This window comes from Pseudomonas sp. PSE14, assembly GCF_029203285.1.
In the GTDB taxonomy this organism is placed as follows: Bacteria; Pseudomonadota; Gammaproteobacteria; order Pseudomonadales; family Pseudomonadaceae; genus Pseudomonas.
This window is the reverse complement of record NZ_CP115669.1, coordinates 5,279,727-5,300,352: the sequence shown is the minus strand read 5'-3', so window position 1 is coordinate 5,300,352 and position 20,626 is coordinate 5,279,727. Positions and strand designations below refer to the sequence as shown.

General features: G+C 66.2%; 18 protein-coding genes and 1 riboswitch. Of the genes, 12 read left to right on the top strand and 6 right to left on the bottom strand.

The window, feature by feature from the left end:
* The first annotated feature begins 88 nt into the window (after nucleotides 1-88).
* On the top strand, nucleotides 89-1,360 hold the full coding sequence (waaA, locus tag O6P39_RS24335; protein ID WP_275608938.1) for a lipid IV(A) 3-deoxy-D-manno-octulosonic acid transferase: 1,272 nt from the start codon (nucleotides 89-91) through the stop codon (nucleotides 1,358-1,360).
* Nucleotides 1,361-1,696: 336 nt separating this feature from the next.
* Here the strand turns inward: waaA and O6P39_RS24330 are convergent, their stop codons facing one another.
* The 4 genes from O6P39_RS24330 to O6P39_RS24315 form a co-directional block, all read right to left on the bottom strand.
* Nucleotides 1,697-2,290: a cupin domain-containing protein gene (locus O6P39_RS24330; RefSeq protein WP_275608937.1), complete on the bottom strand. Its 594-nt coding sequence runs from the start codon at nucleotides 2,288-2,290 to the stop codon at nucleotides 1,697-1,699.
* A gap of 54 nt (nucleotides 2,291-2,344) precedes the next feature.
* Nucleotides 2,345-2,797: a hypothetical protein gene (locus tag O6P39_RS24325; protein WP_275608936.1), complete on the bottom strand. Its 453-nt coding sequence runs from the start codon at nucleotides 2,795-2,797 to the stop codon at nucleotides 2,345-2,347.
* Nucleotides 2,798-2,864: 67 nt separating this feature from the next.
* Entirely contained in the window at nucleotides 2,865-4,814 is a 1,950-nt protein-coding gene (locus tag O6P39_RS24320; protein WP_275608935.1) for an FAD-dependent oxidoreductase, read from the bottom strand.
* 164 nt (nucleotides 4,815-4,978) lie between these two features.
* Nucleotides 4,979-5,329: an AraC family ligand binding domain-containing protein gene (locus O6P39_RS24315; RefSeq protein WP_275608934.1), complete on the bottom strand. Its 351-nt coding sequence runs from the start codon at nucleotides 5,327-5,329 to the stop codon at nucleotides 4,979-4,981.
* Nucleotides 5,330-5,659: 330 nt separating this feature from the next.
* Between O6P39_RS24315 and O6P39_RS24310 the strand changes: the two genes are divergently transcribed.
* Both O6P39_RS24310 and O6P39_RS24305 read left to right on the top strand, forming a co-directional pair.
* Nucleotides 5,660-6,718: an ABC transporter substrate-binding protein gene (locus O6P39_RS24310; RefSeq protein WP_275608933.1), complete on the top strand. Its 1,059-nt coding sequence runs from the start codon at nucleotides 5,660-5,662 to the stop codon at nucleotides 6,716-6,718.
* Nucleotides 6,719-6,786: 68 nt separating this feature from the next.
* Nucleotides 6,787-7,584 carry a class II aldolase/adducin family protein gene (locus tag O6P39_RS24305; RefSeq protein WP_275608932.1) on the top strand — a complete coding sequence of 266 codons (798 nt, stop codon included), beginning with the start codon at nucleotides 6,787-6,789 and terminating at the stop codon, nucleotides 7,582-7,584.
* 293 nt (nucleotides 7,585-7,877) lie between these two features.
* Here the strand turns inward: O6P39_RS24305 and O6P39_RS24300 are convergent, their stop codons facing one another.
* Complete coding sequence (locus O6P39_RS24300; protein ID WP_275608931.1) at nucleotides 7,878-9,335, bottom strand: TolC family outer membrane protein; 1,458 nt, start codon at nucleotides 9,333-9,335, stop codon at nucleotides 7,878-7,880.
* Nucleotides 9,336-9,508: 173 nt separating this feature from the next.
* A riboswitch (TPP riboswitch) is annotated at nucleotides 9,509-9,615 on the top strand.
* Nucleotides 9,616-9,726: 111 nt separating this feature from the next.
* Here O6P39_RS24300 and thiC point away from each other — a divergent pair.
* Together thiC and cytX are read left to right on the top strand one after the other, a co-directional pair.
* The gene (gene thiC / locus O6P39_RS24295) at nucleotides 9,727-11,607 is read left to right on the top strand and encodes a phosphomethylpyrimidine synthase ThiC (RefSeq protein ID WP_275608930.1); all 1,881 of its coding nucleotides are present in this window, start codon (nucleotides 9,727-9,729) and stop codon (nucleotides 11,605-11,607) included.
* A gap of 158 nt (nucleotides 11,608-11,765) precedes the next feature.
* The gene (gene cytX, locus O6P39_RS24290; RefSeq protein WP_275608929.1) at nucleotides 11,766-13,037 is read left to right on the top strand and encodes a putative hydroxymethylpyrimidine transporter CytX; all 1,272 of its coding nucleotides are present in this window, start codon (nucleotides 11,766-11,768) and stop codon (nucleotides 13,035-13,037) included.
* 443 nt (nucleotides 13,038-13,480) lie between these two features.
* Here cytX and O6P39_RS24285 read toward each other — a convergent pair whose 3' ends face one another.
* Entirely contained in the window at nucleotides 13,481-14,233 is a 753-nt protein-coding gene (locus O6P39_RS24285; RefSeq protein WP_275608928.1) for an RsiV family protein, read from the bottom strand.
* Nucleotides 14,234-14,440: 207 nt separating this feature from the next.
* On the opposite strand from O6P39_RS24285, the gene O6P39_RS24280 reads away from it, so the two are divergent.
* The 7 genes from O6P39_RS24280 to O6P39_RS24250 all read left to right on the top strand — a co-directional run bounded on the left by O6P39_RS24280 (nucleotide 14,441) and on the right by O6P39_RS24250 (nucleotide 20,621).
* Nucleotides 14,441-15,058, top strand: a complete 618-nt coding sequence (locus tag O6P39_RS24280; RefSeq protein WP_275608927.1) for an NUDIX domain-containing protein — start codon at nucleotides 14,441-14,443, stop codon at nucleotides 15,056-15,058.
* Nucleotides 15,049-15,507 carry a DUF1249 domain-containing protein gene (locus O6P39_RS24275; protein WP_024764301.1) on the top strand — a complete coding sequence of 153 codons (459 nt, stop codon included), beginning with the start codon at nucleotides 15,049-15,051 and terminating at the stop codon, nucleotides 15,505-15,507. The genes O6P39_RS24280 and O6P39_RS24275 overlap by 10 nt, the downstream gene beginning before the upstream one ends.
* 157 nt (nucleotides 15,508-15,664) lie before the next feature.
* Complete coding sequence (cpdA, locus tag O6P39_RS24270) at nucleotides 15,665-16,483, top strand: 3',5'-cyclic-AMP phosphodiesterase (RefSeq protein ID WP_275608926.1); 819 nt, start codon at nucleotides 15,665-15,667, stop codon at nucleotides 16,481-16,483.
* A gap of 79 nt (nucleotides 16,484-16,562) precedes the next feature.
* The gene (locus tag O6P39_RS24265) at nucleotides 16,563-17,186 is read left to right on the top strand and encodes a YqiA/YcfP family alpha/beta fold hydrolase (protein ID WP_275608925.1); all 624 of its coding nucleotides are present in this window, start codon (nucleotides 16,563-16,565) and stop codon (nucleotides 17,184-17,186) included.
* A gap of 11 nt (nucleotides 17,187-17,197) precedes the next feature.
* Nucleotides 17,198-19,096, top strand: coding sequence for a DNA topoisomerase IV subunit B (gene parE, locus O6P39_RS24260; RefSeq protein ID WP_275608924.1), 1,899 nt, complete (start codon nucleotides 17,198-17,200; stop codon nucleotides 19,094-19,096).
* Complete coding sequence (locus O6P39_RS24255; protein ID WP_275608923.1) at nucleotides 19,096-20,100, top strand: esterase-like activity of phytase family protein; 1,005 nt, start codon at nucleotides 19,096-19,098, stop codon at nucleotides 20,098-20,100. The genes parE and O6P39_RS24255 overlap by 1 nt, the downstream gene beginning before the upstream one ends.
* The gene (locus tag O6P39_RS24250) at nucleotides 20,097-20,621 is read left to right on the top strand and encodes a TIGR02281 family clan AA aspartic protease (protein WP_275608922.1); all 525 of its coding nucleotides are present in this window, start codon (nucleotides 20,097-20,099) and stop codon (nucleotides 20,619-20,621) included. Before O6P39_RS24255 ends, O6P39_RS24250 begins: the two co-directional genes overlap by 4 nt.
* Nucleotides 20,622-20,626: the final 5 nt, after the last annotated feature.

Below are 20,626 nucleotides of genomic sequence, written 5' to 3'. Positions count from 1 at the left end.
TTCGCGAGCAAGCTCGCTCCTACAGAAACGGCGCTCCATTCAGGATTGTGCGGCGACCAAGCCCACGAATTTGCTACTCTCCGCCGCCATGAACCGGACCCTCTATACCCTGCTGTTCCACCTGGGCCTGCCGCTGGTCGCGCTGCGCCTGTTCCTGCGTTCGCGCAAGGCGCCGGCCTATGCCCGGCGCATCGGCGAGCGCTTCGCCATCGGCCTGCCGGCGCTCAAGCCCGGCGGTATCTGGGTGCACGCGGTGTCGGTGGGCGAGAGCATCGCCGCCGCGCCGATGATCCGTGCGCTGATGCAGCGCCACCCCGGCCTGCCGATCACCGTCACCTGCATGACGCCCACCGGCTCCGAGCGCATCCACGCGATGTTCGGCGAGCAGGTGCAGCACTGCTATCTACCCTACGACCTGCCCTGGGCGGCGGCACGCTTCCTCGACTGCGCCCGCCCGGTGCTGGGCGTGATCATGGAAACCGAATTGTGGCCCAACCACATTCACCAGTGCGCCAGGCGTGGCATTCCTGTGGCGCTGGCCAATGCGCGCCTGTCCGAGCGCTCGGCGCGGGGCTATGCGCGCTTTGCCGGGCTGACCCGACCGATGCTCGAAGAGATGAGCTGGATCGCCGTGCAGACCGAGGCCGAAGCCGAGCGCTTCCGCCAGCTCGGTGCGCGCCCGGACTGCGTGAGCGTGACCGGTTCGATCAAGTTCGACCTGACCATCGATCCCGAACTGCTGGCCCGTGCCCATGAGCTGCGCGGCCAGTGGCAGGCGCAGCAGCGGCCGGTGTGGATCGCCGCCAGCACCCATGGCGGCGAAGACGAGATCGTCCTGGCCGCCCATCGCCAGTTGCTGGAGAAGCATCCGGATGCGCTGCTGATCCTGGTGCCGCGCCATCCGGAGCGCTTCAACCCGATGTTCGAGCTGTGCCAGCGCGAAGGCTTCCGCACCCAGCGGCGCTCCACCGGCGAACGGGTGGCGGCGCAGACCCAGGTATTGCTCGGCGACACCATGGGCGAGTTGCTGTTCCTCTATGCCCTGGCCGATGTCGCCTTCGTCGGCGGCAGCCTGGTGCCCAATGGCGGGCACAACCTGCTGGAGCCGGCGGCGCTGGGCAAGCCGGTGTTGTCCGGGCCGCACCTGTTCAACTTCCTGGAGATTGCCGCACAACTGCGCGAGGTCGGGGCGCTGCGCGAAGTGGCCGATGCGCCTTCGCTGGCGGTGGCTGTGGCTGCACTGTGGGACGAGCCGGCTTCTGCCGAGCGCATGGCCGAGGCCGGGCTGGGCGTGATGAAGGCCAACCAGGGGGCGCTTGAGCGTTTGCTGGATGGTCTCGGTAGGTTGATCAAGCGCTGACGGAGGCCTCGGCGTGGCGGATTTCCCTCACCCTGACCCTCTCCCAGGGGGAGAGGGGCCGTTCGAGGTTGGGCGAAACATCGAGTCAGTCGGATGCGGCTGCTTTCAAAGAAGCTCCAAGACGGAATGCCTGGCAGATCGCTCGCGCCGATCTGCTCCCTCTCCCTTCGGAGCGGGGCGCGCAGCCAGGGCTGGGGTGAGGGCAGCCTCTCGCGCCAGAGTTTTGCGGCTGCACCAGTAGGAGCGAGCTTGCTCGCGAACCTGCCTGACACGGATGCCGCTGAAAGAGCCTTCGCGAGCAAGCTCGCTCCTGCAAGGTTTGTCCTGTAGCGGGCCTCAGAACGTCGGCGGCGTGATCACCCAGATCACCACCGCATCCACATCCCCCGGGTTGCCATAACGATGCGGCTCCTGGCTGGAGTAGCTGAAGCTGTCGCCTTCGTTGAGCAGGAAGTAACGGTCCCCGACCCAGAGTTCGAAGCTGCCGCTGAGCAGGTAGCCGGCTTCCTCGCCGTCGTGGCTGTAGCTTTGCTGGCTGTAGGTGCCCGGCGGGAAGCGCGAGTGGAGGATTTCCAACTGGCGGCTGGGCTGCGGGCTGAGCAGTTCGTCGACGATGCCGTCTTCGTAATGCACGCTGGTGCGTGCGTTGCGCCGCACCACGTAGCCGGCGTCGGCCGGGTCGACCTGCACTTCGCTGGCGAAGAACCACTGGATGGTCACGCCCAGGGCGCGGGCGATGTTGAACAGCGCGGGGATCGACGGATAGGCCAGGTTGCGTTCGAGCTGGCTGATGTAGCCGGCGGTGAGGCTGCTCTGCTCGGCCAGCTCCGCCAGGGTCATGCCGCGCCGCTTGCGCAGGCCGCGAATGCGGGTGCCGAGGAACTGCGCTTCGGCGTTGGCGGGGGCGTCCTGCGGGGCTTTCTGGCTCATGCGGCGAGGGTCCTGGGGATGGGCGTCGTGGGGCATTCTAAACAATGCGCCGATTCATCGTTGCGCGCAGTTCGGCTCAAAACGCACAAGGTAGTAGAGGATGTAGCCGGAGTAGCGCAGCGTTCCTGCGTCGACCTCTTGGCTAAAGCACTCCTTGAGGGCATCTTCGTCGGCAAAACCATAGTCGGGTAGCTTCGCTTCCGCGAAGCCCGCCAGACGCCAGAAGTCGAACCCGTCGATTTCACCCTTGGCGCCAAAGTCGAAGTCCACGGCTCCGTCAGGCAGGTGCACGGCGCAGCCGTAGCCATGCTTGAAGTAGTGCACACCGTCTTTGAGTGTTCCCCGATGGGGAATGTCGAGAAATGCCCATTCGCGATTACTGGCGGGCCGAGCGATGGCCGATTGTTCGAGCAGCGCCACTGCCTGGCGTACGGCGCGCTGGTAGTCGGCGACGAGTTTGGCGAGACCTGGGTTCATGGCTTCAACGGTTGGCTGCAGAGCGGCCATTCTAGAGCGCAATCCCGGTTGATTGGCGCTGGGGACGGATTGATCCGTCCCCAGGACTCACGTGGGCTCAGATCGCCCAACCCGCCTTGAGTCCTTCGTAGATCGCCTCCTCCGCCGTGCGCGGCGCCAGGCAGTCGCCGATGCGACGCACCTCGGCCAGGTCGGCGATCTCATCGGCCAGCTCATCCACCGGCTGGTGGCCCTGGCAGAGCACCAGGGTGTCGATACCTTCCACCAGCATCGGCTCGCCGCTGGCGCTGTGCTGCAGGTAGACGGTGCTGTCGTCGACGCCATAGAGGCGGGCGTAGGTGGTGATGCTGATGCCCAGGCGATGGAGTTCGCCGGCCAGGTGGTCGCGCACGTAGAGCGGCAGGTTTTCGCCGACGTGGGTGCCGTTCACCGCCAGCTGTACCTGGTGACCGTCGCGCACCAGGCGCTCGGCGATGCCGGGGGCTATCCAGTCGGCGCGCCAGTCGGTGACCAGTACCGAGCGGCCGATCTGAACCTCGCCGCGCAACACCTGCCAGGCGTCCACCACCTGAAGATTGCCGGCTTCTTCGTAGGGCGGCCGATAGGGTTTGGCGCCGGTGGCGACGATCACCACGTCGGGGCGCTCCTGCTCGACCAGTGCTCGGTCGACGCGGGTGTTGCGACGGACTTCGACGCCGGCCAGCTGCATCTCGCGCTGCAGGTTGGTGGAGGCGCCGCCGAATTCGGCCCGGCGCGGCAGCAACTGGGCGAGGTTCACTTGTCCGCCGAGTTGCCCACTGGCTTCGCAGAGGGTCACTTCGTGGCCGCGCTGGGCCGCCACGGCGGCTGCTTTCATGCCTGCCGGTCCGCCGCCGACCACCAGCACGCGCTTGCGCTGGGCGGCTGGCTTGCGCTCGGCGTAGATCAGCTCGCGGCCGGTTTCCGGATGCTGGATGCAGGAGATCGGGTAGCCGCGGTGGAAGTGGCCGATGCATGCCTGGTTGCAGGCGATGCAGGCGCGCACGTCTTCGACGCGGCCGCTTTCGGTCTTGCTCGGCATCTGCGGATCGCAGATCAGCGCGCGGGTCATGCCGCACACGTCCGCCTGGCCGCGGGCGACGATCAGCTCGGCTTCCTGCGGCTGGTTGATGCGCCCGGTGACGAACAGCGGAATCTCCAGGCTGCGCTTGAAGTTGCCGGCCTCGTTGGCCAGGTAGGCGGCCTCGATGGCCATGGGCGGCACGATATGGATGGCGCCGCCCAGCGACGCCGAGGTGCCGGCGACGATGTGCACGTAGTCCAGTTGGCCCTGCAGCGCCTTGACGGCCTGCAGCGATTCGTCCTCCGTGAGGCCTTCCGGATCGCGCTCGTCGGCGGAAATGCGCAGGCCGATGATGAAGTCTTCGTCGGTGGCGGCGCGCACGGCGGCGATCACTTCACGAGTGAAGCGCAGGCGGGCGTCGAGGTCGCCGTTATAGCCGTCGCTGCGGCGGTTCACCCGCGGGTTGAGGAACTGCGCCGGCAGGTAGCCGTGGCTGGCGACCACCTCCACGCCATCGATACCGGCGGCGTGCAGGCGGCGCGCGGCGGTGGCGTAGCCTTCGATGATCTCGTCGATCATCGCCTGGCTCAGCTCGCGGGGCATGACGCGGAAGCGCTCGTTCGGCGAGGCGGAGGCGGAGTAGGCCACGGCCAGCAGGCCGTCGCTGGACTCCATGATCTCGCGGCCCGGGTGGAACACCTGGGACAGCACCACGGTGCCCTCGGCGTGGCACGCCTCGGCGATGCGCCGGTAGCCGGGGATGCAGGCATCGTCGGTGGCCATCAGTACGTGGGAGGTGTAGCGCGCGCTGTCATGCACGCCGGCGACCTGCAGCACGATCAGGCCGACGCCGCCCTTGGCGCGGGCGGTGTGGTAGGCCACCAGCTGGTCGTTGACCAGGTTGTCGGTGGGCATCGAGGTGTCGTGCCCGGTGGACATGATGCGGTTCTTCAGCGTCTTGCCGCGAATGCTCAAGGGGCTGAACAGGTGGGGGAACTGGCTCATCGGGCGACTCCGGATTCTTGTTGTAATTCAATGGTGGCTATCGATCGCGCGAGCTAGAGCGGAACAAGGCGGAAACCAGCGAGGCAGCGGAGTTGACTCCAGTCAATGAGCATGCCGAGCTGGTTTCCAACGCCGTTCCGCCGACGCGCAGCCGGTCGAAATATTCAGGCGTTGCGCGCCTGCCAATCCACCGGATAGAGGGCATAGAACACACGGGCCTTTTCGCCTTCGTAGGCCAGCGGAGTGCGTTCGGGGACCCAGATCACGTCGCCCGGCGAAGCTTCGATCACGCGGTCGGCCAGGCGCAGGCGGAACCTGCCTTCGAGCACCACGATCAGTTCGTCGTAGAGCACCGTCCACTCGATGGACACGCCATCGAAACACGCCAGGCCCGCGCCCATGGTCTGGCTGTCGGTTGGGCCGATCAGGCGACAGATGGCCGCGCGCTCCACCGGTTCGCCAGCGTAGGACTGGAATTGCAGGGCGGATTGCTGGAAGTGACGAACCTCGGACACGGGGGCTCTCCTGAAGTCGGGAAGGATCATTTAAGCTGAGCCTATGGAAATTTACCGCCAGTAAAAAATCAACTTGTTTTTTTAAAAGTGACTGGGTAGTTTCATTTCCAGCCCGGTTCTCCGGGCTCAACCGCGACGTACTCCACAACAACTACAAGAGGAGAGGCGCATGAACCGTTCCCCACGGCCCCCCCTCGCTTTGCGGGCCCGCCCGCTGGCTACCGATCTACCTCTGCCCTGTCTCCCTTGTACCGTGGTTTCGGCGCGCCCATCCCGCGTGCGCGTGGCCTTTTGCACCGCGCCCGTGACCTCCTACATGGGGTATGCCCAATGACTTTCCGCAAGAACCCTTTCCGCATGAGCAGGATGCATTCGCTGCTGCTCGCCCTCGGACTCTGCTGCGCTACCGCCCAGGCCAGCGAGAACATGGTGGTGGTCGGCTACGGCGGCGCCGGCCAGAAGGCCCAGGATGCGGCCTTCTTCCAGCCCTTCAGCAAGCAGTCCGGGGTCGGGGTGACCCAGAGCGAGTACAACGGCGAAATGGCCCGTATCAAGGTGATGGCCGACACCGGCCATGCCGACTGGGACGTGGTGCAGATCGAGGGCCCGGACCTGGCCCGCGGCTGTGACGAGGGGCTGTTCGTGCCGCTGGACTGGCAGCAGATCGGCGGCAAGGATCAACTGATCCCCAACGCAGCCAAGGACTGCGGTTCCGCCGCGCTGGTCTGGGGCGTGGCGATCGCCTATGACGCCGACAAGCTCAAGCCGGCGCCGCAATCCTGGACCGATTTCTGGGACGTGAAGAAATTCCCCGGCAAGCGCGGCCTGCGCAAACGCGCCATCTACAACCTGGAGTTCGCCCTGATGGCGGACGGCGTGAAACCGGCCGACGTGTACAAGGAGCTGGGCACCAAGGCCGGCGTCGATCGCGCCTTTGCCAAGCTCGACCAGATCAAGCCCTACGTGCAGTGGTGGGAAGCCGGCGCGCAGCCCGCGCAGTGGCTGGCCGCCGGTGACGTGGTGATGACCACCACCTACACCGGGCGCATCGCCGATGCCTTCAAGGGTGGACGCAACCTGCAGCTGGTCTGGCCAGGCAGCCTGTATGGCATGGATTACTGGGCGATCATCAAGGGCTCGCAGCACGTCGATGCGGCCAAGCGTTTCATCGCCTTTGCCAATCAGTCCGATGCCCAGGTGGATTATGTGAAGCACATCCCCTATGGTCCGACCAACAAGCAGGCCGCCGAGCGGCTGCCGTCGGATCTGGCAGGCTGGGTGCCGACCTCGCCGCAGAACCTGCCCCAGGGGCTGGCGATGGATGATGAGTTCTGGGTCGACCACGGCGAAGAGCTGGAAGAGCGCTTCAACGCCTGGGCCGCCCAGTGAGCGTGGCGCCGGGGAAGCGATTCCCCGGCGTTTCTCCATGAGAAGAGAGTCGTGATGAGGAGAGCACCATGACGTCGATGTCGGCGCAGGCCGTGAGCCGCGCCACCTGTCCGCCCGAGGAGTGGAAACTGCGCGAGGAGCTGGCGGCCTGCTACCGGCTGATCGCGCATTTCCGCATGAGTGACCTGATCTTCACCCATATCTCGGTGCGCATCCCCGGTCCCGAGCACCACTTCCTGATCAACCCCTACGGGCTGATGTTCGACGAGATCACCGCGTCGAGCCTGGTGAAGATCGATCTCTCCGGCCATCCGGTGGAGCCGACGCCGTACAAGGTCAACCCGGCCGGTTTCGTCATCCACAGCGCCATCCACGGCGCCCGCGAGGATGCGCAGTGCGTGCTGCACACCCACACCCGTGCCGGTTGCGCGGTGGCCGCGCAGGCCTGTGGATTGCTGCCGCTGAACCAGATGTCCATGGAGTTCTACGGGCGGCTCGGCTACCACGAATACGAAGGCATCGCCCTGTCGATGGACGAGCAGCAGCGCCTGGTGCGCGACCTGGGCGAGGAGCACATCGGCCTGATGCTGCGCAACCACGGCCTGCTGACCGTGGGCCAGACCGTGCAGCAGGCGTTTCTGCGCATGTACTACCTGGAGAAGGCCTGCGACATCCAACTGGCGGCGCAGGCCGGTGGCGAACTGGTGATTCCGTCGGAGGAGGTCTGCCGGTACACCGAGCAGCAGTTCAACGCGCCGCAGCGGCCGCTGGCCGAGGGCGAGTTGAACGATACGGATGGCAATGACCTGGCCTGGGCGGCGCTGCTGCGGTTGCTGGATCGGGTGTCGCCGGGGTATCGGGACTGAGTGGAAGCGTGCACGGTGTAACCCAATCGTAGGGCGTACAACCATTCGCGGTTGTATGCCGATACACCGTGCGTATTCCTGGCGCCACGATCAAACCCGGAGCGCCCCGACATCGCGGCTCCGAGACCAGCCCTGCGCGCTCTGCCGTCGTGGCCAAACGGCGTTTGACGTCGAACGTAATACACCCAACACCCCTGGATGTTCCGGCGTCCGTATGCGCTGCGCTGGATTGCTCCTGCGGTCCGGCCCAAAGAAAAAGCCCCGCGATGCGGGGCTTTTTTCGTGGCGCTCGGTCAGTACTTGGGACTGGACTTGAGCTGCGCCTCCGCGGCCTTGGCCAGGTCCGGCGGCAGGAAGTCCTTGTCCGGGTTGTAGTCGGGCTTGAGGTAGCTGCTCAGCGCCTCCAGGTCGCTCGGCGCCAGGGTGCCGGCGGTCTGCTTCAGGCGCAGGTTGTCGAGGATGTAGTCGTAACGGGTGTTGTTGTAGTCGCGCACCGAGTTGTACAGCGAACGCTGGGCATCCAGTACGTCGACGATGTTGCGGGTACCGACCTGGTAGCCGATCTCGGTGGCTTCCAGCGAGCTCTGGTTGGAGATGATCGCCTGGCGCCGCGCCTTCACCTGCTCTACGTCGGTGTTCACCGCGCGGTGCTGGTTGCGGGCGTTCTGCACCACCTGGCGGCGCTGGCTCTCGCGCAGTTGTTCGCTCTGGCTCAGTCGCTGGTAGGCCTCGCGGACCTGGGAGCTGGTCAGGCCGCCGCTGTAGATCGGCACGTTCAGCTGCAGGCCGATGCTGCTCTCGTCGACCCATTTGCCGTACTGCCGCTGTCCTGCATTCGCCGTGCTATTGGTGAAGCCCAGGGCGTCGTTGTCGCCCTTCTGGTACTGCGCCACGGCGTCGACGGTCGGCAGGTGGCCGGCCTTGCGCTGGCGCAGGGTCTCTTCGGCGGCGTCGACCGCATAGTTGCTGGCCTGCAGCGCCAGGTTCTGCTGCACCGAGGTATCCACCCAGGCCTTGGCATCGTTGGGCACCGGCGCGACCACCGGCATGGAGTGCAGGATGCCTTCGAGGGCGCTGTACTCACGGTTGGTCAGGGTGACCAGGGCCTGGAAGGCGTCATCCACCTGCTGTTCGGCCACCAGGCGGTTGGCCCGCGCGGTGTCGTAGCTGGCCTGGGATTCGAGCACGTCGGTCTTGTCCGACAGGCCGACGTCGAAGCGTTCGTTGGACTGGTCGAGCTGGCGCTTGAAGGCCGCTTCCTCGGCCTTGCTGGCGGCCAGGTTGTCCTGGGCGCGGAGCACGCCGAAGTAGGTCTCGGCGCTCTGCAGGATCAGCGCCTGCTGGGTCGCGGAGAATTCCAGCTGGGCCTGTTCGCTGACGTTTTCCGCTGCCTTGAGCTGGAACCAGCGGTCGGCGCGGAACAGCGGCTGGCTCAGGGTCGCCTGGAGCACCTGGCTGCTGCGGTTCAGCGTGGCGTTGGGTTCGTCCAGCGAGGTGCGGTTGCTGCCCACGTTGGCGCCGGCGTTGATCTGCGGCAGCAGGCCGGAACGCGCCTGGGGCACGGCTTCCTTGCGGGCCAGGTAGTCGGCCTGCGCTGCGGCGAGGTCGGCGTTGTTGTCGACGGCGTCTTTATAGACGCGAATAAGGTCCGTCTTGGTCGGCAGGGAAGAGGCCGCCGGAGCGGGCTGTGCGGCCCAGGCAAAGCCTGTCGAAGCGGCCACGGCGACAGCCAGGGAGAGTCTGCGCAGCATTCGTTCGTCCTAGAAAGTGATGCGAGGTGGGGCAAGGCTACGGTTGCCGCCGATGGCGGTCAAGGCACGTTCGTACGAGCCTTCCGAGGCAGGAGTGTAGCTGCCCGCAGGTGGGCGCGCGGTTTTCGGCCAGACGGCATTGGCTAATCGTTGCGCACTTGATTAGACTGCGGGCGTTCTTGTCGGGGTGCCCCATGCGAAGGGCTGAGATCGGATAGTTCCGGATCCCGTTGAACCTGATCGGGTTAAGACCCGCGTAGGGAACAAGAAGTCCGCATCCCCGGCGCCTTTCCGCCCCGGCCCCAGCCCTCCAAGGGATGCGTCCTTTAGCCGCTCGGTGCGGCTCCTTCGATCCAGGTTCTCCCCGGCAATCAACCCCAGGAGAGCCAGGATGAGCACCCAGAAAAACAACGTCACCCGCCTTGAACAGCTGGACCGCCAGTCGACCCAGCCTTTCCCGAATTCGAAAAAGGTCTACCTGACCGGCTCGCGCCCGGACATCCGTGTCCCCGTGCGGGAAATCTCCCTCGCCGACACTCCCACCGCCTTCGGCGGCGAGAAGAACGCCCCGGTGATGGTCTATGACACCTCCGGCCCGTACACCGACCCGGACGTACGCATCGACCTGCGCAAGGGCCTGCCGGACGTGCGTTCGCGCTGGATCGACGAGCGCGGCGACACCGAAATCCTCCCCGGCCTGACCTCCGAGTTCGGCCAGTCGCGCCTGGCCGACCCCAGCCTCGACGCGCTGCGCTTCGCCCACGTGCGCACCCCGCGCCGCGCCAAGGCTGGCAAGAACGTCACGCAGATGCACTACGCGCGCCAGGGCATCATCACCCCGGAGATGGAATACATCGCCATCCGCGAGAACATGAAGCTGCAGGAAGCCCGCGCCGCCGGCCTGCTGGATGCCCAGCATCCGGGCCAGAGCTTCGGTGCCAGCATCCCCAAGGAAATCACCCCCGAGTTCGTCCGTGACGAAGTGGCCCGTGGCCGCGCGATCATCCCGGCGAACATCAACCACACCGAACTGGAACCGATGATCATCGGCCGCAACTTCCTGGTGAAGATCAACGGCAACATCGGCAACAGCGCGCTGGGTTCCTCCATCGAGGAAGAAGTGGAGAAGCTCACCTGGGGCATCCGCTGGGGCGCCGATACGGTGATGGACCTTTCCACTGGCAAGCACATCCACGAGACCCGCGAGTGGATCCTGCGCAACAGCCCGGTACCCATCGGCACCGTGCCGATCTACCAGGCGCTGGAGAAGGTCAACGGCATCGCCGAGGACCTGACCTGGGAAATCTTCCGCGACACCCTGATCGAACAGGCCGAGCAGGGCGTGGACTACTTCACCATCCACGCCGGCGTGCTGCTGCGCTACGTGCCGCTGACCGCCAAGCGCGTCACCGGCATCGTCTCCCGTGGCGGCTCGATCATGGCCAAGTGGTGCCTGGCGCATCACCAGGAAAACTTCCTCTACACGCATTTCGAAGAGATCTGCGAAATCATGAAGGCCTACGACGTCAGCTTCTCGCTGGGCGATGGCCTGCGCCCCGGCTCGGTGGCCGACGCCAACGACGCCGCCCAGTTCGGTGAGCTGGAAACCCTCGGCGAGCTGACCCGCATCGCCTGGAAGCATGACGTCCAGGTGCTGATCGAAGGCCCCGGCCACGTGCCCATGCACCTGATCAAGGAGAACATGGAGAAGCAGCTGGAGTGCTGCGACGAGGCGCCGTTCTACACCCTCGGTCCGCTGACCACCGACATCGCGCCGGGCTACGACCACATCACCTCCGGCATCGGCGCGGCGATGATCGGCTGGTACGGCTGCGCCATGCTCTGCTACGTCACGCCCAAGGAACACCTGGGCCTGCCGAACAAGGATGACGTGAAGACCGGCATCATCACCTACAAGATCGCCGCCCACGCCGCCGACCTCGCCAAGGGCCATCCGGGCGCGCAGATCCGCGACAACGCGCTGTCCAAGGCGCGCTTCGAGTTCCGCTGGGAAGACCAGTTCAACCTCGGCCTGGACCCGGACACCGCCCGTGCCTTCCACGACGAGACCCTGCCCAAGGACTCGGCCAAGGTCGCGCATTTCTGCTCCATGTGCGGGCCGAAGTTCTGCTCCATGAAGATCACCCAGGAAGTCCGCGACTACGCCAAGGAGAACGGCCTCACCGATGAGCAGAAAGCCATCGAGGCCGGCTTCCAGCAGCAGTCCGCGCGCTTCAAGGAAGAAGGCTCGGTGATCTACAAGCAGGTGTGATGCCTGTGCAAGACCTGTAGGAGCGAGCTTGCTCGCGAACCGCTCAGCAACGGAGTCGCCGGCGAGCAAGGTTCGCGAGCAAGAACTAGGCGTCCCCCTCGCTCCTACGAACAGCAAACAACAAGAAGCCAACTCAACATTCGAGCCCTGCACGCATCGTGACCACCGCCACCAACTATTCCCCCACCGTCGCCGTCGACACCGCCCAGCGCGTGCTCGGCCTGCGCGATGTATTTTCCCTCTGGTTCTCCCTCGGCATCGGCCTGATGGTGCTGCAGACCGGCGCCCTGCTGGCGCCCGGCCTGGGCCTGGCCGGCGCGCTGGGCGCGATCCTGCTCGGCACCCTGGTCGGCGTGCTGCTGCTGGCCAGCGCCGGGGTGATCGGCACCGACACCGGCCTGGCGGCCATGGCCTCGCTCAAGCTGAGCCTGGGCAGCCACGGCGCCGCGCTGCCGGCGGTGCTCAACCTGCTGCAACTGGTGGGTTGGGGCGCCTTCGAGATCATCGTCATGCGTGATGCCGCCAGCCTGCTGGCGGGCCGCGCCTTCGGCGAAGGCAGTGGCTGGACCAGTCCGGCGCTCTGGACCCTGGTATTCGGGGCGCTGGCGACCCTGCTGGCGGTCAGCGGGCCGCTCGCCTTCGTCCGCCGCGTGCTGCGCCGCTGGGGCATCTGGCTTTTGATCGCCGCCTGCATCTGGCTGACCTTCGACCTGTTCAAGCGCGCCGACCTGGCCGCACTCTGGGCCAAGGCTGGTGACGGTTCGATGCCGTTCGCCGTGGGCTTCGACATCGCCATCGCCATGCCGCTGTCGTGGCTGCCGCTGATCGCCGACTACTCGCGTTTCGGCAAGCGCGCCGGGCACACCTTCGGCGGCGCCGCGCTGGGCTTCTTCATTGGCTGCTTCTGGCTGATGGGTCTGGGCGTGGCCTACACCCTGGCATTCGCCGAGGGCAGCGACGCCAACGCGCTGCTGCTGGCACTGGCCGGCGCCGGCATGGGCATCCCGCTGCTGCTGATCCTGCTGGACGAGTCGGAGAAGGCCTTTGCCGACATCCACTCGGCGGCTGTGTCCAGCGGCATCCTGCTGCCGCTGAAGGTCGAGCACCTGGCGCTGGCCATCGGCGTGATCTGCACCCTGATCGCCTGGTTCGCACCGTTGGCGCAGTACCAGAATTTCCTGCTGCTGATTGGCTCAGTGTTCGCCCCGCTGTTCGGCGTGGTGCTGGTGGACCATTTCGTCCTCCGTCGCCGCGCGCCAGCCGCCATTCCCCATGGGCTGCGCTGGGGTTCGCTGCTGGCCTGGGCCGGTGGCGTGGTGGTCTATCACCTGCTGGCGAACTACCAACCGGACCTGGGCGCGACCCTGCCGGCGCTGGTGGTGGCGGGTGTGTTGCAACTGCTGCTGGGGCGGATCGGCGCCAAGGCCTGATCGCGCTGGCGTAGGGCGTATAACCGTTCACGGTTATACGCCGATACACCGATACACCGATCTCACCATTGGTGCCGAGGCTGAACGTGGCCGCAGCCCTTGCCGGCGTCCTGCTCGACACCGGCACTGGCCTTTGGTCCAGGCCAATCGGCGTATAACGTCGAGCGTTATACGCCCTACGTCACTGGCCTCGGCGTAACGCTCCTGCTCCCGTAGGAGCAACTGTCTTCTACCGGGTTAATCCCTGCCTGCGCTTCCCCCTCACCCCAGCCCTCTCCCTCAGGGAGAGGGAGCCGTCCGTGCCGGCTGACACTACGGTTTCATCCTGCACCGAACAGTCCCCTCTCCCGCTTGCGGGAGAGGGTTAGGGTGAGGGGCCCTTGATCTTGTAGGAGCGGACCTTGTCCGCGAAATCCCGCCGGCCGCTCCGGCGGTGAGAAAAACTACTGCGCCCCGCGCCCCGGGAAGTAATACGGCTTCACGATGCCATTCAGGCGCGGATAAGGAATCTTCAGCTCCGGATGCCCGACCGAGTGCGGCGCGATGCGGTCGATGTCGTACTTGAGCGTCAGCGCGCCGAAGGTCAGGGCGAAGTGCGGCGTGGTCTGGAACGGCCAGTTCTTCGAGAAGTTCGGGTCCTGCTCATCCAGCTTGTTCTGCAGCACCCATGCCTGGTGCGCCAGGCGCGCGGTCTTCCAGAAGGCTTCCTCCTGGCCGGGCAGAAGAATGTCCGACAATGCCAACACCTTGTGCAAACGACGGTCATAATTGATGAAGGCCCGCCCCGGTTGACCGTACTCGCCGCCGGTGAAGCGATAGCTGGACAGTTCGATGATCACCAGACCGTCATGCTGTTCGCGGATCTTGGCTTGCAGGTAGCTGCTCCAGCCGGGTTGGGCACCGTCCAGGAAGCGTTTCTCGTAGACCTCGAGGCTGGCCGGCACCGCGCCGTCCGGGCTGCGCGCGAGCTCCAGCAGCTGCTGGTCGATCGCCGCGTTGAGCGCCGGCTCGTCGTCGAAGTTCAGGGTGTCCAGGTTGAACAGCGGGCACTGCTCGCCCTGACAGCCGGGCTTGAGGTGCTCGAAGGCGGTGTGACGGGCGGTGAGCGGTTCGTCCAGACCAGGCTTGAACAGGCCCTGGCAGGCCCCCAATAACAGGCAGAGGCTGCCGAGGGCAGCGAGTTTCAGAAGACGCATGGGATTCCTTGTCGTCGCGGACTTGGGCGGGTTGGACCGTCATCGCGGCCGCCAGTTCGGCGGGCAGTATGAACCAGTCCGGAGCAGGACGGCAGGGGACGCGCGCACGCTTGCGCTGCCCGCCGGGCGGTCCGAGAAAGAGGCTGCGCCGCCTCAAGCGGCGCGATAGGATGGCGCGAAGTTCAATCGATCAGTGAGTGGAACGGGATGTCGGACACGTTCAAACCAGGCCCCCAGGATGTCGAGATCCAGAAGCGCGAGCAGTGCTTCAAGGGCTTTTACAAACTCGACCGGCTGCACCTGCGGCACCGCCAGTTCGCCGGTGGCATGGGCCCCGTACTGACCCGCGAGTTGTTCGTGCGTCACGATGCCGTCTGCGTACTGCCTTACGACCCGCAGCGCGATGAAGTGGTGATGATCGAGCAGTTTCGCGTCGGGGCCATGGACGCCGGGGTCAATCCCTGGCTGCTGGAACTGGTCGCCGGCCTGATCGACAAGGACGAGGAACCGGAAGAGGTGGCCCGCCGCGAAGCGGTGGAAGAGGCCGGGCTGACCCTCGGCTCGCTCTGGCCGATCGCCCAGTACCTGCCGTCGCCCGGCGGCAGCAACGAGCTGGTGCACCTGTTCGTCGGCCGCTGCGACAGCAGCGCCGCGGCGGGCATCCATGGCCTGGCGGAAGAGGGCGAGGACATCCGTGTGCACGTGCTGCCCTTCGAAGAGGCGCTGCAGGCCGTGCGCGACGGACGCATCAACAACGCGGCGAGCATGCTCGCCCTGCAATGGCTGGCGCTGAACCGCGCCGAGGTAAGGGGGTTATGGGTGTGAATCTGTTGCGCGAGCGCTATCGCGTCGACCTGGCGGGGTTGCAGGCGACCTGCGAGGCGAACTACTTGCGCCTGATGCGCCTGTTGCCCGAAATGCGCGAGGCCCAGGTCTCGCGTCGTGTGGCGCTCAGCGAAGGCGAGCGTCTGCTCGGCGTGCTGGCGCTGGACGTGGTGGAAGCCTGCCCCTACACCACCGTGCTGCAGGTGCGCCAGGAGCTGGGCCTGCCCTGGCTGCCGGCGCCCAAGCTGGAAGTGCGGGTGTACCACGACGCGCGCATGGCCGAAGTGGTCGGCGCGGAGCAGGCCCGCCGCCTGCTGGCGATCTATCCCTATCCGAACCAGGCGATGCACCAGCCGGACGAGAAGAACCAGCTCAACCAGTTCCTCGGCGAGTGGCTGAGCCATTGCCTGTCCTGCGGCCATGAGCTGGAGCCGGTGCTGCAGCGTTGATATCGCTGTAATGGCTATTGGCCATGATATGCTGCCCGTCCGTCGTCCACCCGTCTCCCTAAATGTGATCTGTGACGCTTTCCCGGTTTGCCGGGGGGCGTGACTGTCACCATACTCATTCTCATCCGTGGACGCCCGCCTCACAGGAGAAGGCGCATTGCCTCCAGTGCCCGTACCCCCCTCCGATACCAAATCGGTCCTGCTGGTCCAGCTCTCCGACAGCCATCTGTTCGCCGAACCCGATGGTCGTCTGCTGGGCATGGACACCGCCGACAGCCTGAGCCAGGTGGTCCGCCTCGTTCGTGACGAGCAGCCGGACATCGACCTGGTGCTGGCCACGGGCGACCTGTCGCAGGATGCCAGCCTGGAGTCCTACCAGCGCTTCCGTGAGATCACCGCGCCCATCGCCGCGCCGATCCGCTGGTTCCCCGGCAACCATGACGAACTGGAGCCGATGCGCGAAGCGACGGCGGGCACCGACCTGCTCGAGCCGGTGATCGACCTCGGCGCCTGGCGCGTCGTCCTGCTCGACTCCACCATCCCGGGCGCCGTGCCGGGGCAGATGAACGATGCGCAGCTCGACCTGCTCGAACGTGCCATCCAGGCCGCGCCGGACAGGCACCTGCTGATCAGCTTCCACCACCACCCGGTGCCCATCGGCAGCCAGTGGATGGATCGCATCGGTATCCGCAATCCACAGCGGCTGTTCGCCGTGCTCGACCGCTACCCGAACGTCCGCTGCCTGCTCTGGGGGCATGTGCACCAGGAGATCGACCACATGCGCGGTGACGTGCGCCTGCTGGCATCGCCGTCCACCTGCGTACAGTTCACTCCGGGCAGCGAGGATTTCTGCGTGGACAGTCCCGCACCGGGCTATCGCTGGTTGCGCCTGCATCCCGATGGTTCGCTGGAAACGGGCGTGTCGCGGGTGACCGGCATCGACTTCGAAGTCGACTACAGCATCAAGGGCTATTGAGGGCGGGCCTCGTACCAGTCGCCATCCTCGATTCGACCCACTTGCGGCATGGCGCTTGCAGCTTGTAGCCTCCCGGCCCATGACTGCATTCCTCTATATCCACGGCTTCAACAGCTCGCCCGCCTCGCAGAAGGCGCGCCAGTTCGTGGCCGCCCTGCAGCACCTGGGGCTGGACGGTCAGGTGCGCGTTCCCGCGCTGCACCACCACCCGCGCCAGGCCATGGCGCAACTGGAGGCGGCGATCGCCGAACTCGGCCAGCCGCTGCTGATCGGCAGCTCCCTGGGCGGCTACTACGCGACCCACCTGGCCGAACGGCATGGCCTGAAGGCCGTGCTGATCAACCCGGCGGTGGCGCCGCACCGGCTGTTCGACGGCCAACTCGGCCCGCAGACCAACTATTACAGCGGCGAGACCTGGGAGCTGACGCACGATCACGTCCAGGCCCTGGCCGAGCTGGAGGTTCCGGCGCCGGTCGATGGCTCGCGCTACCAGGTGTGGCTGCAGACCGCCGACGAAACCCTCGATTACCGCGCCGCCGAGCGCTATTACCGGGCCTGTGCCCTGCGCATCGAAGCGGGCGGCGACCATGGCTTCCAGCGCTTCGTCAGCCACCTGCCGGCGCTGCTGGCCTTCGCCGGTATACCCTCCGACCGGTGGCGCGACGTAGACTTCTCGACCTTTGAACGCATTTCCTCTGATTAAGTAGGGACCCCATGGCCCAGCAGAACGCCTATAACGCAGACGCCATCGAAGTCCTCTCCGGCCTCGATCCGGTGCGCAAGCGCCCGGGCATGTACACCGACACCACCCGTCCCAACCACCTGGCCCAGGAAGTCATCGACAACAGCGTCGACGAAGCCCTGGCCGGCCACGCGAAAAGCGTGCAGGTGATCCTCCACGAGGACAACTCGCTGGAAGTGATCGACGACGGTCGTGGCATGCCGGTGGACATCCACCCCGAAGAGGGCGTGCCGGGCGTCGAACTGATCCTCACCAAGCTGCACGCCGGCGGCAAGTTCTCCAACAAGAACTACCAGTTCTCCGGCGGCCTGCACGGCGTGGGCATCTCGGTGGTGAACGCACTGTCGACCCTGGTCGAAGTGCGGGTGAAGCGCGACGGCAACGAATACCGCATGACCTTCGCCGATGGCTTCAAGTCCAGCGACCTGGAAGTCGTCGGCACTGTCGGCAAGCGCAACACCGGCACCACCGTGCGCTTCTGGCCCGACGCCAAGTACTTTGACTCGCACAAGTTCTCGGTCAGCCGCTTGAAGCACGTACTCAAAGCCAAGGCCGTACTGTGCCCCGGCCTGCTGGTGACCTTCGAGGACAAGTCCAGCGGCGAGCGCGTCGAGTGGCACTACGAAGATGGCCTGCGTTCCTACCTGGTCGACTCGGTGTCCGAGAATCTGCGCCTGCCCGACGAACCGTTCTGCGGCTCGCTGGCCGGCAACAAGGAAGCGGTGGACTGGGCCCTGCTGTGGCTGCCCGAGGGCGGCGAATCGCTGCAGGAAAGCTACGTCAACCTGATTCCCACCGCCCAGGGCGGTACTCATGTCAACGGCCTGCGCCAGGGCCTGCTGGATGCGATGCGCGAGTTCTGCGAGTTCCGCAACCTGCTGCCGCGCGGTGTGAAGCTGGCGCCGGAGGACGTCTGGGAACGCATCGCCTTTGTCCTCTCGATGAAGCTGCAGGAGCCGCAGTTCTCCGGCCAGACCAAGGAACGCCTGTCCTCCCGCGAGGCCGCCGCCTTCGTTTCCGGCGTGGTGAAAGATGCGTTCAGCCTGTGGCTCAACGCTCACCCGGAGCTGGGCCTGCAACTGGCGGAACTGGCCATCAGCAACGCTGGCCGCCGCCTCAAGGCCGGCAAGAAGGTCGAGCGCAAGAAGATCACCCAGGGCCCGGCGCTGCCCGGCAAGCTGGCTGACTGTGCGGGGCAGGACCCGATGCGCGCCGAGCTGTTCCTGGTGGAAGGTGATTCCGCCGGCGGTTCGGCCAAGCAGGCGAGGGACAAGGAATTCCAGGCGATCATGCCGCTGCGCGGGAAGATCCTGAACACCTGGGAAGTGGATGGCGGCGAAGTGCTCGCCAGCCAGGAAGTCCACGACATCGCCGTGGCCATCGGCGTCGATCCGGGCGCGGCGGACCTGACCCAGCTGCGCTACGGCAAGATCTGCATCCTCGCCGACGCCGACTCCGACGGCCTGCACATCGCTACCCTGCTGTGCGCGCTGTTCGTCCGCCACTTCCGCCCGCTGGTGGAAGCCGGCCACGTCTACGTCGCCATGCCGCCGCTGTTCCGCATCGACCTGGGCAAGGAAGTCTTCTACGCCCTGGACGAAGCCGAGCGCGACGGCATCCTCGACCGACTGGCCGCCGAGAAGCGCCGTGGCAAACCGCAGGTCACCCGATTCAAGGGCCTGGGCGAGATGAACCCGCCGCAACTGCGCGAAACCACCATGGACCCGAACACGCGTCGTCTGGTGCAACTCACCTTGGAAGACACCGAGGGCACCGTGGAAATCATGGACATGCTGCTGGCCAAGAAGCGCGCCGGCGACCGCAAGTCCTGGCTGGAAACCAAGGGTAACCTGGCGGAGGTGTTCGCCTGATGCGCTGGCTGCTGGCCGCCCTTGGCCTGTGCGCCAGCGTTGCCTCGGCCGATACCGTGCCCGCGGTGGTGCCCAACACCCTGCAGTTCGTCTCCGAGCATCCGGTGGAGGGCATGCCCAAGGGCAACCTCTCGGGGCTGGCGAGCTGCGGTGGGGAGCTGTGGACGGTGTCCGACCGCGACGACGACCGCATCTACCGCCTGCTGCCCGACGAGCAGCCCGGCAAGGCCTGGCGGGCCACCGCCGAGCCGTTCGTGTCGCCCGGCGTGCCGGACAGCGGACTGTCCTGGGGCATGCGCGCGCGGGTCAGCGCCAGCAGCCTGGTGCGCGGCGGCGCGATGGATTTCGAGGGCATCAGTTGCGATCAGGCGGGTAATCGCTATGTGGTCAGCGAAGGCTATGCGGCCGTCCTGCTGCTGCCGGTCGCCGGCGAGGCGTCCTGGCTGCCGCTGCCGCAGACCCTGCTGCGCCAGGCCCGGGCCAGCGGCCTGTTGATGAGTTTCAACGCCCTGTACGAAGGCCTGGCGATCGCTCCGGACGGCAAGCGCCTGTGGCTGGCGGCCGAGCGTCAACGCCGTGGCCTGTTGCGGGTGCGTAACGACAATGGCACCTGGAAGTGCGATGGCAACTGCGTGCTGCTCAGCGAGGGCGGCACGTCGCTGCCGCCGCCGGAGCTGGGTAGTGATCGCCCGCTGTCCATCGATTTCTCCGACCTTGCGCTGTACAAGGACAAGCTGTTCACCCTCGAACGCCTGGCGCACCAGATCTGCCGACGCGATGCCGAGACCGGTGCGCAGGAGCAGTGCTGGTCGTTCGCTGCCGGCGCCCTGGCGCCGGAGCGGCGCTATGACCTGCCCTATGGCGTGGCCGAGGCGCTGCTGATCGACGACCAGGGCGCCTGGATCGGCCTGGACAACGGCGAACACGCGCGCGCCGACGGCGATTCGCGGCCCTATGTGCTGCGCTTCGCCGCGCCGACCGGTGGCTGGCTGGGTGGCAAATGAGCGACGCGGTGCCGGGACGGCGGATGGGCAAGGTCATGATGTTCCTCGCCTGGGGGGCGGGCATCCTGCTCGCCACCCACTATTTCGGCGCCTGGGAGGATCGTCAGCACAACCCGAACTCGCAGCCGCAGTCGGTACGAGGCAATGGCTATGTGGAAGTGCGCCTGCTTGGCAATCGCGCCGGCCATTACGTGGTCGACGGCAGGATCAACGGCACGCCGGTGACCTTCATGCTCGATACCGGCGCCACCCAGGTGGCCATCCCGCAGCCGCTGGCCCGGCGCCTGGGGCTGCCATTGGGGGCGCCGATCACCCTGAACACCGCCAATGGCCGCAGCGAAGGCTGGCGTACGCGCCTGTCGCAGCTGCAGCTCGGCGACATCCGTTTGAACGACGTGTCCGCGCTGATCGCGCCGGGCATGGAAGGCGACGAGGTGCTGCTCGGCATGAGCGCCCTCAAGCAACTCGATTTCACCCAGCAGGACGGCACCCTGGTGCTGCGCCAGCAATCTTCACCGTGAGGCAC

What these genes read in the sequence shown, in the direction of transcription:
- O6P39_RS24330 (WP_275608937.1), bottom strand. Translation starts at nt 2,290, where the DNA reads ATGAGCCAGAAAGCCCCGCAGGACGCCCCCGCCAACGCCGAAGCGCAG.
- O6P39_RS24325 (WP_275608936.1), bottom strand. Translation starts at nt 2,797, where the DNA reads ATGGCCGCTCTGCAGCCAACCGTTGAAGCCATGAACCCAGGTCTCGCC.
- O6P39_RS24310 (WP_275608933.1), top strand. Translation starts at nt 5,660, where the DNA reads ATGACTTTCCGCAAGAACCCTTTCCGCATGAGCAGGATGCATTCGCTG.
- O6P39_RS24255 (WP_275608923.1), top strand. Translation starts at nt 19,096, where the DNA reads ATGCGCTGGCTGCTGGCCGCCCTTGGCCTGTGCGCCAGCGTTGCCTCG.
- O6P39_RS24265 (WP_275608925.1), top strand. Translation starts at nt 16,563, where the DNA reads ATGACTGCATTCCTCTATATCCACGGCTTCAACAGCTCGCCCGCCTCG.
- O6P39_RS24280 (WP_275608927.1), top strand. Translation starts at nt 14,441, where the DNA reads ATGTCGGACACGTTCAAACCAGGCCCCCAGGATGTCGAGATCCAGAAG.
- O6P39_RS24300 (WP_275608931.1), bottom strand. Translation starts at nt 9,335, where the DNA reads ATGCTGCGCAGACTCTCCCTGGCTGTCGCCGTGGCCGCTTCGACAGGC.
- O6P39_RS24305 (WP_275608932.1), top strand. Translation starts at nt 6,787, where the DNA reads ATGACGTCGATGTCGGCGCAGGCCGTGAGCCGCGCCACCTGTCCGCCC.
- O6P39_RS24285 (WP_275608928.1), bottom strand. Translation starts at nt 14,233, where the DNA reads ATGCGTCTTCTGAAACTCGCTGCCCTCGGCAGCCTCTGCCTGTTATTG.
- O6P39_RS24275 (WP_024764301.1), top strand. Translation starts at nt 15,049, where the DNA reads ATGGGTGTGAATCTGTTGCGCGAGCGCTATCGCGTCGACCTGGCGGGG.
- O6P39_RS24250 (WP_275608922.1), top strand. Translation starts at nt 20,097, where the DNA reads ATGAGCGACGCGGTGCCGGGACGGCGGATGGGCAAGGTCATGATGTTC.
- waaA (WP_275608938.1), top strand. Translation starts at nt 89, where the DNA reads ATGAACCGGACCCTCTATACCCTGCTGTTCCACCTGGGCCTGCCGCTG.
- O6P39_RS24320 (WP_275608935.1), bottom strand. Translation starts at nt 4,814, where the DNA reads ATGAGCCAGTTCCCCCACCTGTTCAGCCCCTTGAGCATTCGCGGCAAG.
- parE (WP_275608924.1), top strand. Translation starts at nt 17,198, where the DNA reads ATGGCCCAGCAGAACGCCTATAACGCAGACGCCATCGAAGTCCTCTCC.
- thiC (WP_275608930.1), top strand. Translation starts at nt 9,727, where the DNA reads ATGAGCACCCAGAAAAACAACGTCACCCGCCTTGAACAGCTGGACCGC.